Annotated in this window: 16 protein-coding genes; all 16 read right to left on the bottom strand. The window is 54.4% G+C overall.

Annotated elements, in window-relative coordinates; genetic code table 11:
* Positions 1-1,410: 1,410 nt before the first annotated feature.
* Complete coding sequence (locus tag IH404_RS04980; protein ID WP_194440067.1) at positions 1,411-1,557, bottom strand: hypothetical protein; 147 nt, start codon at positions 1,555-1,557, stop codon at positions 1,411-1,413.
* Positions 1,558-1,804: 247 nt separating this feature from the next.
* Positions 1,805-2,431 (bottom strand): thioredoxin domain-containing protein, encoded by a 627-nt coding sequence (locus tag IH404_RS04985; RefSeq protein WP_194440068.1) that lies wholly within the window; start codon positions 2,429-2,431, stop codon positions 1,805-1,807.
* Positions 2,428-2,727 carry a hypothetical protein gene (locus IH404_RS04990; protein ID WP_194440069.1) on the bottom strand — a complete coding sequence of 100 codons (300 nt, stop codon included), beginning with the start codon at positions 2,725-2,727 and terminating at the stop codon, positions 2,428-2,430. Before IH404_RS04990 ends, IH404_RS04985 begins: the two co-directional genes overlap by 4 nt.
* Positions 2,724-5,687 (bottom strand): conjugative transfer ATPase, encoded by a 2,964-nt coding sequence (locus IH404_RS04995; protein ID WP_194440070.1) that lies wholly within the window; start codon positions 5,685-5,687, stop codon positions 2,724-2,726. The genes IH404_RS04990 and IH404_RS04995 overlap by 4 nt, the downstream gene beginning before the upstream one ends.
* Positions 5,687-6,130, bottom strand: coding sequence for a TIGR03751 family conjugal transfer lipoprotein (locus IH404_RS05000; RefSeq protein ID WP_194440071.1), 444 nt, complete (start codon positions 6,128-6,130; stop codon positions 5,687-5,689). Before IH404_RS05000 ends, IH404_RS04995 begins: the two co-directional genes overlap by 1 nt.
* Positions 6,108-7,598 (bottom strand): TIGR03752 family integrating conjugative element protein, encoded by a 1,491-nt coding sequence (locus tag IH404_RS05005; RefSeq protein ID WP_194440072.1) that lies wholly within the window; start codon positions 7,596-7,598, stop codon positions 6,108-6,110. The genes IH404_RS05000 and IH404_RS05005 overlap by 23 nt, the downstream gene beginning before the upstream one ends.
* Entirely contained in the window at positions 7,588-8,481 is an 894-nt protein-coding gene (locus tag IH404_RS05010) for a TIGR03749 family integrating conjugative element protein (protein ID WP_194440073.1), read from the bottom strand. Before IH404_RS05010 ends, IH404_RS05005 begins: the two co-directional genes overlap by 11 nt.
* Positions 8,481-9,134, bottom strand: coding sequence for a PFL_4703 family integrating conjugative element protein (locus tag IH404_RS05015; RefSeq protein WP_194440074.1), 654 nt, complete (start codon positions 9,132-9,134; stop codon positions 8,481-8,483). The genes IH404_RS05010 and IH404_RS05015 overlap by 1 nt, the downstream gene beginning before the upstream one ends.
* The gene (locus IH404_RS05020) at positions 9,131-9,511 is read right to left on the bottom strand and encodes a TIGR03750 family conjugal transfer protein (protein WP_019819648.1); all 381 of its coding nucleotides are present in this window, start codon (positions 9,509-9,511) and stop codon (positions 9,131-9,133) included. Before IH404_RS05020 ends, IH404_RS05015 begins: the two co-directional genes overlap by 4 nt.
* A gap of 12 nt (positions 9,512-9,523) precedes the next feature.
* A complete protein-coding gene (locus tag IH404_RS05025; RefSeq protein ID WP_019819650.1) occupies positions 9,524-9,862 on the bottom strand; it encodes a TIGR03745 family integrating conjugative element membrane protein in 339 nt (112 codons plus the stop codon).
* Between the two features lie 18 nt (positions 9,863-9,880).
* A complete protein-coding gene (locus IH404_RS05030) occupies positions 9,881-10,120 on the bottom strand; it encodes a TIGR03758 family integrating conjugative element protein (RefSeq protein WP_159954134.1) in 240 nt (79 codons plus the stop codon).
* Positions 10,117-10,425: an RAQPRD family integrative conjugative element protein gene (locus tag IH404_RS05035; RefSeq protein ID WP_242462665.1), complete on the bottom strand. Its 309-nt coding sequence runs from the start codon at positions 10,423-10,425 to the stop codon at positions 10,117-10,119. Before IH404_RS05035 ends, IH404_RS05030 begins: the two co-directional genes overlap by 4 nt.
* Positions 10,426-10,582: 157 nt before the next feature.
* Positions 10,583-10,894 (bottom strand): hypothetical protein, encoded by a 312-nt coding sequence (locus tag IH404_RS05040; protein ID WP_194440075.1) that lies wholly within the window; start codon positions 10,892-10,894, stop codon positions 10,583-10,585.
* Positions 10,895-10,969: 75 nt separating this feature from the next.
* Positions 10,970-12,445: a UvrD-helicase domain-containing protein gene (locus IH404_RS05045; RefSeq protein ID WP_194440076.1), complete on the bottom strand. Its 1,476-nt coding sequence runs from the start codon at positions 12,443-12,445 to the stop codon at positions 10,970-10,972.
* Positions 12,446-12,454: 9 nt separating this feature from the next.
* A complete protein-coding gene (locus IH404_RS05050; protein WP_194440077.1) occupies positions 12,455-13,210 on the bottom strand; it encodes a TIGR03747 family integrating conjugative element membrane protein in 756 nt (251 codons plus the stop codon).
* A gap of 17 nt (positions 13,211-13,227) precedes the next feature.
* The gene (traD, locus tag IH404_RS05055; protein ID WP_194440078.1) at positions 13,228-15,456 is read right to left on the bottom strand and encodes a type IV conjugative transfer system coupling protein TraD; all 2,229 of its coding nucleotides are present in this window, start codon (positions 15,454-15,456) and stop codon (positions 13,228-13,230) included.
* Positions 15,457-15,608 lie beyond the last annotated feature (152 nt).

Here is a 15,608-nt window from a genome sequence, read left to right on the forward strand (position 1 = left end):
TAATGTGCTTCATTTTTTGCGTTATGGAACGAAACGCCCCAGGCAGGAGCTTCTCGATTTTTGAAAGGATCAAATACAACCATTAAACTTTTACTTTTAAGGAGTCTCTAATAATGGGGTTCAAGGCAAACCGTAGGTGCATAATTATCTTCGTAATAGCTCTCTTCCTAGTATCTGGCTGTACTAAAACTACATGGGTTAAACAAGGCTGCGGGGAGATTGACTCAACAGTTGCGTATGCCGAATGTCAGGTAGAAGTACTGAGATCACTACCAATCCAAAATCTATATGTCGGCAATACCTTCAACGAAGAGTGCAAGGTTAAAGGTAGTAACAAGAAATGTCATTCTGATTCAAAGTATGAAACTTCAGACCCCCAAGCATCTTTGCGTAAAAGTCTTGAGGAGGCTTGTATGTTAAGGAGAGGTTGGTCACCTATCCAAACCCCAACTGAATTCGGTCGTATGATAGGGGGGTAGGTGGAAGCTAAGGATTGGGCATGACTTAGCGGCTAAAATCCAGAACTTAGGAAAGTCGTCTTACTTTATAGTTCTGCAGTCAGATTCCCGTTTCATCGACATCATAGCGATTCTTCATTTAGGATGACGCAGGGCGTGAAGCGTAGGCTATTTCGGTGACGCTTTCTGCTTCCGTATCATGCGCTCGTGCGGGTTCCGGCACTAGGCGCTGCCAGCGTTGGTGATTTAACTCCATTTGATGTACGCTACGCTCGTCCTTCATCTTGGTGCCCGCCGCTGCTTACCGTCGACGCGCCCTAGACTAGGGGCCATCGGATGAGGTGTATTGATACAGCGGCACAATGGTTATTTGATGTGTGCGCCATAGGGCACCCAGGCTGATGCCCTCCAGTTTATATGTATTGTTTATTTTTTAGTATAATGATTAACAGCCGATCGCGAGGGTTTGATGCCGTAAGCGACACGACCAACATGATGGCCATCGACCTCGATATCGTCTAGATAGGTTGTACGGGAAATACTAAGTAACCTCATGGGGTCTTACCGGCGATTAGTCAGGTACAAGCAATCGGCCTCGACACTCAGGTTTTCGCCGCAGTTTTACAAAAGAAATCATGCATCAGCTCAAAATTGATGGACGGCCAATGCTGTTCAGAATTGTAGATAACGTATTTTATCAGGACTTAAAGAGGCCGCGAGCATCACGGCCGTTTTTGTCGATAAGTGACCATTAGACGATCTTTGTTCCCATTAAGGGCAAATGCGGGGTGACCAGTATTGATGGTGTTTTGACGGACGGGAGGGGGGCAAATCGATCAGTTGAGGTCGACCAGATGAGTGTCGGTTGCGAGGGATTGCCTCGGCCGGAGCTGGCCGAGGCAAAAACAGCTGGATGGGACAGGATTATGCACGGGGCTAGCTACCTTGCAAATTAACCCTCTACCCAGTGAACATAAAAAGTATAACAGCCATCATCTGCACGACATGGCTCAGCGAAAGGATTTTTGCCGGCAGCCGATGCATTGGCGCCGAAGCCAAGAGTTAACAAAACGGAAAATAAGACATAGCGCAGTTTCATAGGTCTCTCCCTGAGCGAAATTGCTCGTATATACCTTGAGTTGAACTTGCAGAGTCATACCTATTGAAATAGGTATAGATTACATTCTGCGAACTTTTTATTTTCAGGCAATAGTACAAATGAGCTACTCAATCGATCTGGGCGCGCAGGTCGTCGCAAAATTTGTACAGAGACAGTATTCACCTGACACCTGACATAAGGTGCCGTCGTCGGCCGCGCGACATGGTAGTGCAAATATGGTGCGGAGCTAGTTATTTTTCTGAATCAACAAGTCAATAGCTGACGTCAGCATCACACCATCGACAGGACCTTCAAGTTTTAAAGATTTACCTGTTTTGTTGTCTCTAATTAGCACGGTGGGTGACGCTGTGACCCCAGACTTCATCGCTTCTTCAGCCTGCCGACTGATGCGTAGAGAGATCTGTTTATTGTTTGCAGCACAGGCCATCAGTGCCTGGTGAGTAACGTCGTTTATATCCAACTGACCATTGAAGCTTAGGCCGTTGCTACGGGTTCGCTCAAAGACCTGGTCGACGGCTTGCCAGAATGCCGGCGCGCCACCCAACTCTCCCGCGCATTCAACGATTTTGGCTTCGGTTATCGCGGCCGAACCGTGAAAGTCCAGTGGCAGGTGGTGCCACTGCAAGTTCACGCTCTTCTGCTTCTGGACCCAGGCTTTCAGAGCCGGTGTGTATATCTTGCAGTACGGACATTCAAGATCCGCAAACTCAGTCACAGTCCAGCGAGCATTGACCTGGCCGAACGTCCAAGGGCCTGAATGTTGTCGTGTTTGCACCTCGCTTTTGAAAACTTCAAAGCCGACAGTAACCAAAAAAAATCCTAGAAAACCCACTACCCCCATATACCGAATCATGTGTGGAGCTCGGTCGTAGGCTTCGATGACAGAAGTGCTTGTTTGCGCAGTGCTTCAAGGAGGGCGTGTTCAGCGCTCTTGGGTTGTGGATGTTGGTGAAGCCAATTGGCCAACACCGTTTGAAGCTGGGACTCGATGTCGCGACGATCCACCGCTCGTACCAAGACCTGTTGCAGCTCCTCTATCAGCACGGGCGCGCACACCTCCAAGGTCTGCAGGGCATCCTCACCAGGCTGTTCAAGCAACTGGGTCAGACTTTCAATCAGGTTTTGGGTCAAGGAATTCAGTGTTCTCATACGTGGCGCTCCAAGGCCGTGACTTGCTCGGGAAAAGTGATGATGTGAGGTTCGATACCGCGATAGCGGTCTAGCGTTGCGGCAACTTCAATGGCCGCGTCGAGCTCATTGCAGCCTGTGGTCTGCATGATGTCGTAGCGTTGTTTCTTCTCTTCCGGTTCTGTCATGGCCAGGGCCAGGTACAAACTAGGCGGTACCACCCGGAACAACATTTCCATACTTTTGGATAGCACAACGCCCTCGGTAAACTTCCCGCTTTCTTTGCGTGCAGATAGCATCATCGTCTTCTGAGCTGGGGTCAGTTCACGAAAGCGTGCGATCTTCTCCACCTCATCAGGCGGCATATTCAAGCAGATCCACCACTCGATCATGTTGAGCAGGGCCGATGCCTCTGGCGGCACGTCGTCAACGTTTTGAGTGGCCATCCAGAACCAAGCTCCCAGCTTTCGCCACATTTTGGTGATCTTGACGGAGTAGGGAGACAGCAGTGGAACCTTCAACTGGATGTGGCCTTCGTCAGTGAAGAAGATCAGGGGGCGGCCTTTGAATTGATCCCGCTCAGCGATGTTGTTGACCGTGTTGAGCAGCGAAATGTAGGCGATGGCCATCTGTGCGCTGTAGCCCTCTCGGGCATACGTAGCCAGGTCCACAATGGTGATGTCCGCTTCGGGCCATGGCGTACCTGGACGGTTGAACATGTCGCCTTCAGTGCCCATGCAGAACATGGACAAGGCTTCCGCCATCTCCAGGAAGCGTGAGCTTCGAGCGGCCGGTATACCCGGTTCATGCCCCATCTCTCGCAGTGCCTCACGGATGTCTTCGGGAAGCACAATGCGTTGTTCAGCCACACATTTTTGTGCCGCATTGAGAATGCATTGGCGGATGGCACTACGGTCGGCCCGTGTAAGACGTGCATCCTCTTTATCTTCCCCGCCAGTGATCATCAGCCTGGCTGTAATTTCCATCTCTCCCAGGATGTCGCGCTGTTCGTCTTCGGTTTGGCTTGCCAAGTGTTCGTCCGAGGCCTCAATGTCATCAGCCTTGAGCGTTTTGACGTTCGCGGTCGGCTCAATGAGTTTTTCGGCATCAGCGAAGGGCGCTAAGCTGACCCCAGATCCTGGTGCGAGCCGGACACGGTTGACCGTCAAACCGAGCTTCTTGGCAAAGTCCCCCAGCAGGCCAAAACTGTTGCCGGCCTCGACGATGAAAAGTCGCGGCCGATAGATGGCAACGATCTGACTGAGGATATTCGTTGCGCTAGCCGACTTTCCTGAACCCGTAGGGCCGAAGATGAATAGATGCGCGTTCATCTGGCGGTCGAGCTTGTTCAGCGGATCGAAGGTGATCGGCGCCCCACCTCGGTTGAACAAGGTGATTCCTGGGTGCCCCGTTCCGGTGGACCGTCCCCAGACGGGGGCCAGGTTCGCAATGTGTTGAGCGAACATGAGTTGCGCGTACCACTCCAGTGCTTTGCGCTCATTGGGATCAAAATTGCCGGGCAACCATCTGAGGTACGAGTTTAAGGGGGCAACCTCATCGCGAGGTTCCACGGGTTCCATACCCGCTCCCAGCAAGGCACTGCTCAGTTGCAAACTGCGCTCCTGCAGCTCCAAGTCGTCTTTCCCGCGTAGGTAAAACGCTACGCTACCCCGGTATAGCTTGTGCTTGCGGCCAAGCAACTGGCGGGCGACTGCAACGTCTTCGCGGGTCAGGATCGACGCTTGAGTATCACCAACGGCCTTGCGTGAAAGCTGCTCCAGGTGGCCTTCAAGTATGTCCTGGGGAGTGATCACGAGGGTGATACAGAGAATGGTGTCCTCTGGCATTTTGTCAAACAGCGCGTTGAGCGCATCACCACCCTTACGTGTTTCACCGGTCAGGTGTCCTGTCTTGGGCGCTTCCCGCAGGCGATCGAGCATCACCACGCGGTGGGGCAGACCGTCGAAGTACCACAAACCTTTCTCTGTGTCGGACAGCGGTTCGCGGTAACACAGGTTTTGCGAAAAGTCGGTCCCACTTGCCAACGGTAACTCGCCTTCCTCCGTTGCTGGCACTTGCTTGCAAACCACCTCATAGAAACGGCGGATATCAGCGTCTGCAGGGCCGAGATGGTCAGGCCGTGGATTGAACCAGTGAATCAACCAATGACGTATAGCGTGACCATCCATGCGATGGGTCTTAATGCCGGCATTCGCCAGCCCGCCTACCAAACGATCACAGATGATTTTTAAGTAGGGGGCAGGTGCTTGGCCGCGCACATCAGCTTGTGCCCCCTGAGTGCGTCGGTAGACGACAATGCGGACGCGGCGTTGCTGGCCCCTCCAAGGGAGTTGGCTGACCTTGGTGTCTTCAAATAGCCCGCCTGGCTTGGAAATAGCCTCCAGGTGCTGCTTGATCAGCTTCAAGTAAAGCTCGGTGAAGTCACTGCCCTGTGCTCGGGGTTGGATGTAGTCGTGCAACTGCTGCAGGTAGTTGTCCCAACTGGTTTCGTCCTGAGCGTACAACTGCACGACCCATGGGGAGGTTTCAAGCTCATCGAAAGAGTCTTGCAGGGCGTTTTCCAGGGCATCCCGGGCTTTGCGCAACCAGTCGGGATCTCGACCTTCGGTGCCGATCGGTGTCAGCTCAAAGAACGCAGCACGAGACACACCATCTTCCAACAGCATGGCTTTTTCCGCCGGCAGATAGTCCACCCACGGCAGAAGATCCACGAAAGAGGGGTTTACGTCATACATGCGGTCGACGTCAGCGGTAGTCGCTGGTTTTTTCTTTGGGTTGCGCCAATCACTCGGCGAGGGAATGCCCATAGAAGCCAGGCGTGCGAAATAGCGCTCTGTCGCTGCCTCAAAGGACTCAGTCGCCGATGCCTGCACGTCGACGTGCTCGGTAGCATTAGAGGCGAGGTCCGGCTCGACTCTGTCTGAGCTACGTCGTGTTTTAAACCGCTCAAAAAACCTCATTAATAGGCCTCCGTGCGTTCACCGGGCATGGCGTATTGCACGCGCTGGTACAGTGGAAATACGGTTGTGTACCCCGGAATTGGTGCAGGATCTGAGCCCGCTAGATGGGGAAAGACATACATGACCAGGTCCGGGTTGGGCAGACGCTTGAATTGGCTGTAAATCTCGTTCTGAGCTGTACGGGTAAATTTCGCATTCTCGCCCAGGGTTCCAGGCTGATTTGGTTGCAGAGGCCTACGCAGATCCTGTCGGGCATCGAGCAACTGGCGGTTACTCGTGCTATTGCCTGAACCTCTGGCGCCTTGATCCCAAACGTCCATCATCGTGCTGTCGCCATGGGGAAGAAGCTCGTCCTTACTGGTGGAGCAGCCAGTCCCGAGCATTGCGATCACCAGGTAGGTTCCGATTTTCAAAGAATGATTAGTCAAGCGCAGTCGAAGCATGACGGGCTCCTGAGCGATAGTTGACCTTGCGGCCTTGGAGTTCGTAATCGATGGTCAGCTGCTGGTCCAGGTGAACGGCAAGTTTCGCCCCGGGCTGCACGTACACTGCCGCGAAGGCTTGCCCGTAGAGCTTGTTCACCCAACTGGACACATCATTGACGCCTTGGCCGATGATCTTGCCCATGGCATCACTGCCTGAGCCGCCAACTGAACCGATGGTCCCGGACTGCGGATTTATAAATGAACTGCTGTTTCCATCCGATTTGATGAGGGAGGCAGCGCCGGCGCCGGCCGCAGTAATCAGTACCTGGGAACCGATGTATTGCGAGGCGTTGCTTTTACGATCGCCACTGATGCACGGAATACCGTAGGCATCGCTGATCCAGCCCAGGCCTCCCTGGATGGTGTTCTGGTTGCCATTGTTCTGGTTATTGCTGTTCTGACTGCCATTCGTTTCTTCTTGTGGCTGTGGCAGCGTCCGTACCGTGCCGTCATTGAAGACAAAGGTCAGGCTTTTGATCTGCCCGCGTACGCAAGATAGAGTCCAGTCGCCGGACGCTGTGCCGCTGGCCACGGCGCCGGCAACGTCGGGCAAATCGATACCGTTGGCGGTGAGGTTGTCCGGACCTATCAGCACTTTGAAGGGGTAGGGATCGTTGACTGTGCCGTCGATAGGCACCCGTCCGATCAATGCGGACATCGCGACAGAACCCATCAATGTGGAGTTCTGTGGCAGCGTATAGACCTTGCGTACCTGTTTGCGGGCCTCCTGTGGCGAGATCTCACTCGCTACGTTCTGAGCGCCCGTACGCAGAGCATTTTGGCCTCGATCTACGGACTCGCCGAAGGAGGTCGGGAAGTTGAATCCCGAGGCGGTTTGATTGGAACTGGCCGCAATGGGCTTCCCATTGATATCGACAGGGGTTGCGTCCTGCGGCTCGATCCAGACGACATCCGGTCCAGGCGCGCCTTTGAAGTCTTGCCCATCACCAGGCTGAACGCCGAATCCGATCGGCAAATCCGATCCCGACTGATTGCTGCTAGCTGATTTGCTGCTCAGGCTGTTGTATTGCTGCTGCAGCGTATCCAGGATGGTCTGGCTTTGTTGTTGTGACTCCTGTTTCATTGTTTGCTGGGCGTTTTGTAGCTTGCTGTCAACGTTGTCGTTGATCGACTGCAAGCGTCTTTGTAGCTCAAGGTTTTGTTGCTTCAACTCATCGTTATTCTTCAGCGCATTGGACACCTGGTCTTTGAGCTGTCTGCTTTCCACGACGATGGTGCGCAGCGTGTCGCCGGGGGTATCGCCGTCAACGCCAAGCTTTTTAGCTTCCCCCGTACTGAGCACGAGCGTTTCTGGAGCCTGAGCCTGCTTCTCAGAACTGTCCTTACTGAATAGTTTGACCACCACGAATAACGCCATGATCGCGAAAGGGATGACCAGGTATTTGACCAGGGGATTACTCTTCACGGCGACCTCCTTTCGGATCGATCTGGCTGACGGCCACCGGCAGTAACGATTCGGCCAAACCATGGCCGCGTGTCACCAGATAAATCGTTGTGGTGTCACTTGCATCACCCTTGGTGCCGAGGTACGGGTGCTGAAACGTCGCCGTTGTGAAGTCCCCCATCAGATCCCGAGGATCCAGTGCAAGTTGCTGAGTGCTGGTGTTGCGCAGTTTCACTGCCGTCACCCAGTAGTCGTCTAACCGCCACGCTCCTAATGCAGAGGCCTCGACCGGCAACGTCGGGAGCAAAGTGGTGAGGTTAAGGCCCCGCTTAAGATTGACCTGGGCGATACCGTCTACAGGCTCAACGGTGCGCAGAGGGGTATATAACATCTGTGCGGCATAGCGTGTAATGACCACAGGGATAGGCGTCTCACGGCGAGGCGTCGGCGGATCCTCGTCTTGAACGTTGGGCTCCGACATGGTGGCCGGAGCGCGACTGGTCGTTGGCTTAGAGCTGGCCTGCCCGTAACGAGGCGAGGGACCTTCACCGGCAACAATTTTTGCAGGCTCGGGCGCAGCCTGATTTGGTTTGCCTTCTGTAGCGATGATGTCCACCAACATGATGTCGCCACTGCTCATATTTTGGAGCTGCAGGCGAGTCGGAGGTATTGGTTCTTTGGCCAGAAGGTACAGTGCGCCACCCGTGCTCTGGACGCGCAGCTTATCAACCAAATTCCGGGGCAGACCCACTCGAACATTTTGGTCGACAAAGACAATGCGTTCCTGGCCGACGATTAAAGGCAGTGCCAGTGGAATTCGGTCCCAGCGTAAAATTTCAACGGCGTTGGCCAGCCCGCAGAAGTTGAGAATCAGTAATCCGATAATCAGCAGCCGACGCATCATCATTTACCTCCCGAACGGGCAGGTTCTGCGGAGACTTCGATGCGCTGAGGGTTACTGCTGTAGCAGTCCCAAGCCAAGCCAAAAGGATTTTTTTCGGGATCAACGTCGGAACGAATGATGTGCAAGGGGTAACGAGCCAGAGCTCTTTTTACACGCTCACCTCCGTAATGCTCGTCGGCAGTGATATCCAGGTTCACCGTCCAGTCGTTGATACTGTGCTGCTCTACATGCTGCTCCGAGGTATCGGTTATGCCTCGACCTGGTATTTCAAATACACCACGTTCGCGCTTGCGTAATTCCCCGCTGTTGCGGCGCAGTTCGAAGTCTTTTTGCAGATAAGCTTTGCAACTAGGCGTCAGGTATCCACCCAAGCGTGTGATGTTGTCCTCGTAGTCGGTTTCCCCGTCGACGGGCCAACGATTCATTTGCTGGAAGATATACAACCCAAAGGCATACACAGACTCTGGGGGGACATCCCACCACTGACGGGTGCTGCCCGACCGGAGGTCAGGCGGCACATGAATAGTCAGATCACGCGGCGCGCTCTGCCAGCCGTAGGCCATGTAAAGACCCAGGGCAATCAGTAGGCCAATGACCAGGCGCAGGCTGTTGATATGGGACAGTTGGGCGTCCACTTTTTTTCGATAAGTCATTGAGCCCCCGTTCTACGGCAGGTCCACGCACCCGTGCGTGTGATCAGGTGGGCCTTGTTCCAGGTAGGAAGATATCGTGCAACGCTCAGTTGCATCTGGCGGTAGAGCCAGGTGTCCGGTCGGCCGCGTTTCCAACGCCGTAAAAAACGGCTGGAGAGGGTCAGCCCAAGGATCGCAAAGAGCATGGCTGTGGCGATAATCAGCGCCCAGATATGGGTCAAAATTGCTGCCAGAATCCCAATTACCAATCCTGAGCCGGCACTGATCGCTAGGGTTGCCCACATTTCATCGGCAGTGAGGCCGCCCATGATGACCGGCTGATTGTTCAGCCGCACCGGTAGGAAAATTAGCGTCCCATCGTCAGAGAGTTCTGTCATGGCCAAGGCTCTTTAAAGAATGTTAGTCGCCTTGGTGATCAGGAAGATGGCGACACCCAAGATGGCCACACCGACAGCGGCCGTTGCTCCAAGATCAGCCCATTTCTTCTTGCCGTGTTGGATCTCGTGGTAAACGCCGAAGGCGTGCCACGCTACCCCGGTGAAAATGACGGCGCAGACGATCAGACCCATCAGCGACATGCCGTCAAAGGCGTAGTTCTGCATGGTTTGCATCAGGTTAGAGCCCTCACCTCGAGTCGGAGGTTGGGACTGGGGGAGGGCAGCCATGGACAGTTGTGGAAGAGCAAGCATGCCGATCAGCATGTAGCGTGTTTGTGAAAGCAAATTCATGGTGAGTCTCCAATACGATCAACTGAGTACAAAGGTGGTGAGGATCATGCAAAGCAGCAGGATGCGAACCAAAGAGGTCGAAGCAATCGTCCGGTCAAGGTTGCCGGTGGCCCATCCTCGGTAGCAGCTCCAGACGGCCCAGGCCCCCCACACGAACGTGATAGCCACGGCCACGCCGACGAAAAATAGGTAGCTCGACGAAGCCGGGAAACCACTCGCCGCTTGAAAGGCGGACGCCTGAGTGCCGTTCATGCTCATGGCTTGCGACCTTCGGTGGTGTATTGGCCCGAAAGCTCGGCTGGATCCCGAGGTTGGGCTCGGCTTGGCGTCAGGTAGCCCTCCAAGCCATGGCGGATTCGGGCGGTGTCACCCGCCAAGCGCTGGTAATCGAAGAAGTACCGTTTGCCCGGCTCGTCTGCTACTTGAGCGCTACGACGTGCTGTGTCCTCCAAGGCATTCAACTGGCGGATCATGACGTCCAGGTTGGCCTGTTCGGAGGCAGAAGCAGCTACCGCTTGGGAGGTAGACAGAATGATCCCGAAAAGCGAGATCAGTCCTGTCAATACGAATCGGCATGTAAGGGCGGGTAGGCGCAGTGTCTGGATCACGGCTAGGCTCAAGTCATTCCTGTTGCCGCCAGCTTGCCGTGATCAAGCTATAGTCGCCGCAAGAAAACCATATTCCGGGCTGTTAGGATTTCTTCGTACGGTAACTGCACCCTCAGTCTCGGTGGATCGAGCGTTTGAAGAAAAGAAGATAGCCGGTGGGCAAGGCAATGCCGTATGCCCAGCCCTGGGCATTTTGATTGCCAATCTGGACTTCGCCCCTGACTACGGGTTGAACGCTGATCAGTTCCCAACCCTCTTGGCCTAGCTGAGCAAGGCGCTGCTGGTGTTCCGGATCCTTCAGGAAACCTTGAATGTCAGGTTCGGTAGATGGCTCTTCGGACTTGAACATGAAGAGTTTTTTGGTTCGGACGAGATAGTGCAGAGGGGCGAATTCGGTATGGTATTCAAATGCCTGGCGACTCATGGCGACATCCTTCATGTGTGGAGCTGCCAGGTTTTCAGTATTGAGGATGTGCAATCAACCGGAAATGGTCTGCCACTAGGCTTGTGATTTCTGATGTTGTGCTGGAGAGGTCCGAGCATCCACGTAACGCTGCATGATGGATAACACCATCGAATTTAATGCCAGTATCTTCATTGCCCGCGTCACGGCCACATACAGCAAATTCAGTTCATCGTCTTTACGACCCTGATCGATATCGGGGGACAGAGGGTCAGCGCTAAAGTCGTCATACAGGCTGACAAAGTCCCACTCTAACCCCTTGGCTTTATGCCCTGTTGTCAGTGTGATCGTGGCATCCAACTCGTTGTCTACTGACCGAGAGCGCAGTGTCTGGATGCGCTGAGGCAGATCGGGATAGGCAGCGATGATCTTGATCGATCGCAGCATCTCCGTGTCTTGGCTAACCTCGGCAATTTCAACGTATTGCGAGAAGTCCCGGTAATCGCGCAGCAACTTACGGTTTTGCACGGCTTGGTTTTGGTTGCGGCTGAACAGATACAAGTCTTCCAGGTCGCGCAATGAATAACTGTCGATGCCACCTACCCAAAAGATCTTTGGATTGCTCGCTACCAAGCTAAGCGCGTTCTCTATGACGCCGGTAACCGTGCGATGGATGTATGTGCGATGCGGTAGGTCTTCAGGAAGCGCACGTTTAACCTGGGTTTTGGGGCCTAGCCCTTGCAGCTTTCGAGTTTCACCCTTGTAAAAAAGGATAATGTTGGCCACATGCGCGACTGCTGGACCGAAGCGAAAGCTCTGGGTCAGGTAGTGACGATCTGCATCGGCCATCCAATCACTGTTGAGAGCGTCTTCGGCACCACGGAAACGGTAGATCTGCTGGTGAGGGTCGCCGACAGTCACCTTGCGTATGCGCTGTATTTTAACCAAGTCGGCAATGACCGGATTCACGTCTTGACCTTCGTCGAGAAGAATTGCCTCAAACCGCTGGCTCAGGTCAGGTTTACTCAACTGATACAGCTTTAAATATCCATCGTGGGTGATCGACATTCCCGTGTCTTGGAGGTCGATCATCCGGTTCCAAATCGCTCTCGCAGTAGCCAGCGCCTTGTCCAGAAATCGTTCCTGCGCGCTGGTGAGCATTCGTTGTCCCTGAAACCTGGGAAAGTGTCCACGGCCGAGCTCGTTATCGGCGCTGGCCATGAAGTTGTTCAGCGTGCTCAGTACATCTCGTACCAGCTCCCAGTCCTGGGTATTGATGGCCCTGGCGATATCGGTAAGGCGTAAGTTATTGGTCTGTTTGGCGACGTATTGGCTGCCATAGACCGCATAGGCCAGGCCATGCGCTGTCTTGCAGACCACATTGCGAGGAAAACGCCCTTTGGCTGCGAGTTCGACGGGTTTGTTGTAGCAGAGGTAGAGCATTTTCACCGAGGCGTGGTGGGTGGCATAACCAACCAGTGTGGTGGTTTTGCCTGTGCCGGCGAAGGCTTGGACCAGTAACTTCTCAGCTTTTGAATCGACGATGGGCTGCTGTTCTTGTGTCCACTGCATGGGCAGCTCCTAAAGGTATTTTTTGAAACTGGAGACAGTGATGTAAACCGACACGCCCAATAACAACGCGCACGGCAGCAAAATCAGTAATGGGCTGATGCCGATCGGGATGGCCAGGTAAATCGTCCAAGGCACGATGGCCAGCGGAATAATAGTTCCGCGTGCTTTGTGATACAGGTAGCTCGACTCACGGCCGGAGCCGAACTTGCGCAGATCACGTCGCACCAGGCCATCCACCAGGCCCGTGAAAGCCGCCAGTGCAAACAGTGGGATTGTCAGTGTCAGGATGACCATTCGTACGCAAAAGGTGAGCACGGTATAAAGCGTGGCCAAGCCGTAATCCTGGAACTTGATCATGACCCGACCGAGCTCATAGCGCAGGTCGAGCGTGCCGGCTTGCTGCGGCGACGTGGAGCGAGCGTATTGGGTCAATGTGTTTATGCTGTCCTGCAGGCCGCTTTTTACCATCAGCCATTCATAGGTTGTTTTTGCCAGCCAGGTTGCGGTGCGCCCGGGCTCTTTGATGACGACACTGTGTAACAAATCCTGGGACAGCCAGCCCAGCTCATGTTCAAACATCTGCTGGGCGTGCCTCCATCCAGCATCCGGCCAGAACACGTACATGCACAGCCACTCAACGAGGATGGCGCCCAGCAGTGAGCCGAACATCACCCCCAGAAAGTGGAAGGGCGCTGAGATCACCATGCCCAGAAAGGATTTTTGTCCTTCCTGCTGTTGCTGGGCTTTTTCCGCGATATCGGCCATCGCTTTGCTCCTTTACGCTAAGCGACTTTGTCGTCGTTGGCCATAAGGCGGAAATCGTCGACCAGGTCTTCGGGTAGCGATTCGCTTAGTGACTGATATCCCGGCGCTTGCCACCATTCGCTGTTGGTTCCTGATCCTTTACGCATTCCTTCAACCAGGGCCTGCAGATCCTTGGGCATCACCTCGTCGGGATCACTTGCCGGCAACGGCATACGGATTTTCCAGAGGTTGCCGCCTTCGATCAGGGCAAAGCATTGCCCCTTGGGCAGAGCAACCACATGCGCCGGCTCGATCATTGGCACGCTGACGCTTTGGATCTGGTCGTGGGTGTTGGAGGTAAAGGCCGTCTTGCCGTTGATTGCGTCATTGGCGCTGCTGGCCGGTGTGCTGGTAAACACCTGAACCTTGGGTAATTGATTGGTCAGCAGCTCGGCAGTGGCGGTCTCGCGCACACGCAACATAAACAGGTTGTTGAAGTTACCGATGACCTGGACAGCTTTCGCCCTGTTACCGATCTTCGCTTCAATGTCGCTCATGGTCTGGGTATAGGCGGTGACTTGCATGCCGGCGCCGCCGCCTTTGTTGATCATCGGGATAAATTCTTCGCCCATCAGCTCGTTGAACTCATCAGCATGCACGTTGATCGCCACCTTCGCGCCGGAGGCACCGGGCAAGCCGTCGTCGATACCGAACTTGTAGATGTGACCTGCGACTGACACCAGGTCGCTGAACATGGAGTTCCCGACGGCTGCAGCCACTTCGGTATCCGACAGTGCATCCAGTCCCACATAGACCACCGCTCGTTTACGTATGACCTGCATCCAGTCGAAGATGGGTCGCGGATCTTCAAGATCCATGTAGTCAGGCGAAAGCAGCTCGGCAATTCGTCCTGTGGTCAGCTTCTCCAGCAGCGGCAGCAGGCTGGCAACGATCTTGTCGAAGTAGGTTTTGTCATAGCGCACTGCTGATCGCAGACCCTCCATCACGGGGTCGGAGATGCGCTGCTGAGTCAAGTACATGTCCAAGGCCACTACACGGAGTGGCCGGTCCTTCATGGCGAAACTGAGGTTTTTGCGATCGATCTTGCCCTCAAGTTCGACGATGGTCTGCCAGGCTTTAGGATCATGTTCAGCAAAGTGTTTCTGTGCATACTCGATGAACAGAGCGTCGATGTTGGTTACGTGCTTTAGGATCTGCTCGTAATCTGGCCGACGTCCAAGGGCCACCAAGGCGCGTGCGATGATATTGACGAACCGCCAGGCGAACTCACGGAATGCTGCTGAGTTGCCTTCCCCTGATAGCTGACCGGCAATTCGGGTCGCCACCTCTGAAATTCGGCCAAAGCGGCCCACGGCGTTGTAACGTGCGGAGTAGTCAGGCCATCCCAGGTGGAATACATAAAATTCGTCCAGTCGGCCGGCACGCATGCATTCGATGTACATGCGTTTGAGAAGGTCGGCATCGCCTTTAGGATCGAAGACAATCACCACCTCGCGATCAAGGTTCATCTCTTCGTTTTGTGCCGCTGTGCGCTGGCTTCGATGGACCGGCTGAACGCGTCGACCCATCTGAACGCGGCGCCGAGACAGGCTGCGGGTGCGTCTGATGTCCTGGGTGATAAACAGTTCCGCCAGGCGGGTCTTACCCACCCGCGTCGTACCCAGCACCAGCGAGTGACCAACCCGTTCACCCAGCGGCAAGCTAACGTCAATTTCATGGGGTTCTATACCGTGTAAACGCGGTAATCCACCCACTGGCGGCAGTGGCCGCACCGGATTAATCGCTACGTTCCACGAGGTGGCTTTGGTCAGGAGTCTGAGTGGAAAGGGGGCGAACTCCAGCCGCTCCTCGATGCGCCGTGCCAGGGAATAGATCGAGGTTGGCTCGACATACTCGGCGTATTTGGGCAGATAGGTGTCCATCAACCGCTGGGTGTGTTTCTGAGTCCAGCGAAAGCCCTTACCGATGAACAGGCGTTCATTACTGACCGGCATGTCCTTGCTGGTCATGGTGTAGTGGGGGAGACGCCGAATATTGCGTCGATACCGCAATACAACCAAAGCCTGTCTCAGGCGCACATATCCAAGAATCAAAAAGCCAAAGGCGGAAACCGCTCCAAATAAGGGAGTCAGTGCAAAGGCCCAGGGCGCAAAAATACAGAGCAGTGCTGCAGCGGTGCAGACACAGACCGTGTAAAGCTCGACGGCAGGACGAAGCAATGCCTCAATGGTGAAAGAACCAGCCATGGTTGGAGCCTTCTATAGCTAGGGGGGGTTCAATGGGAACTGTTCGTCCAGCTCCTGGCTTACTTGTGATATCTCGTGTGAAGCCAATCGATCAGCTAATTTCAAGCGCATTGCGATGGCATCACCTTGTTCTGTCGAGGTCACACGACCGC

The sequence above is a fragment of the Pseudomonas sp. OST1909 genome (assembly GCF_015277575.1).
GTDB lineage: Bacteria > Pseudomonadota > Gammaproteobacteria > Pseudomonadales > Pseudomonadaceae > Aquipseudomonas > Aquipseudomonas synxantha_A.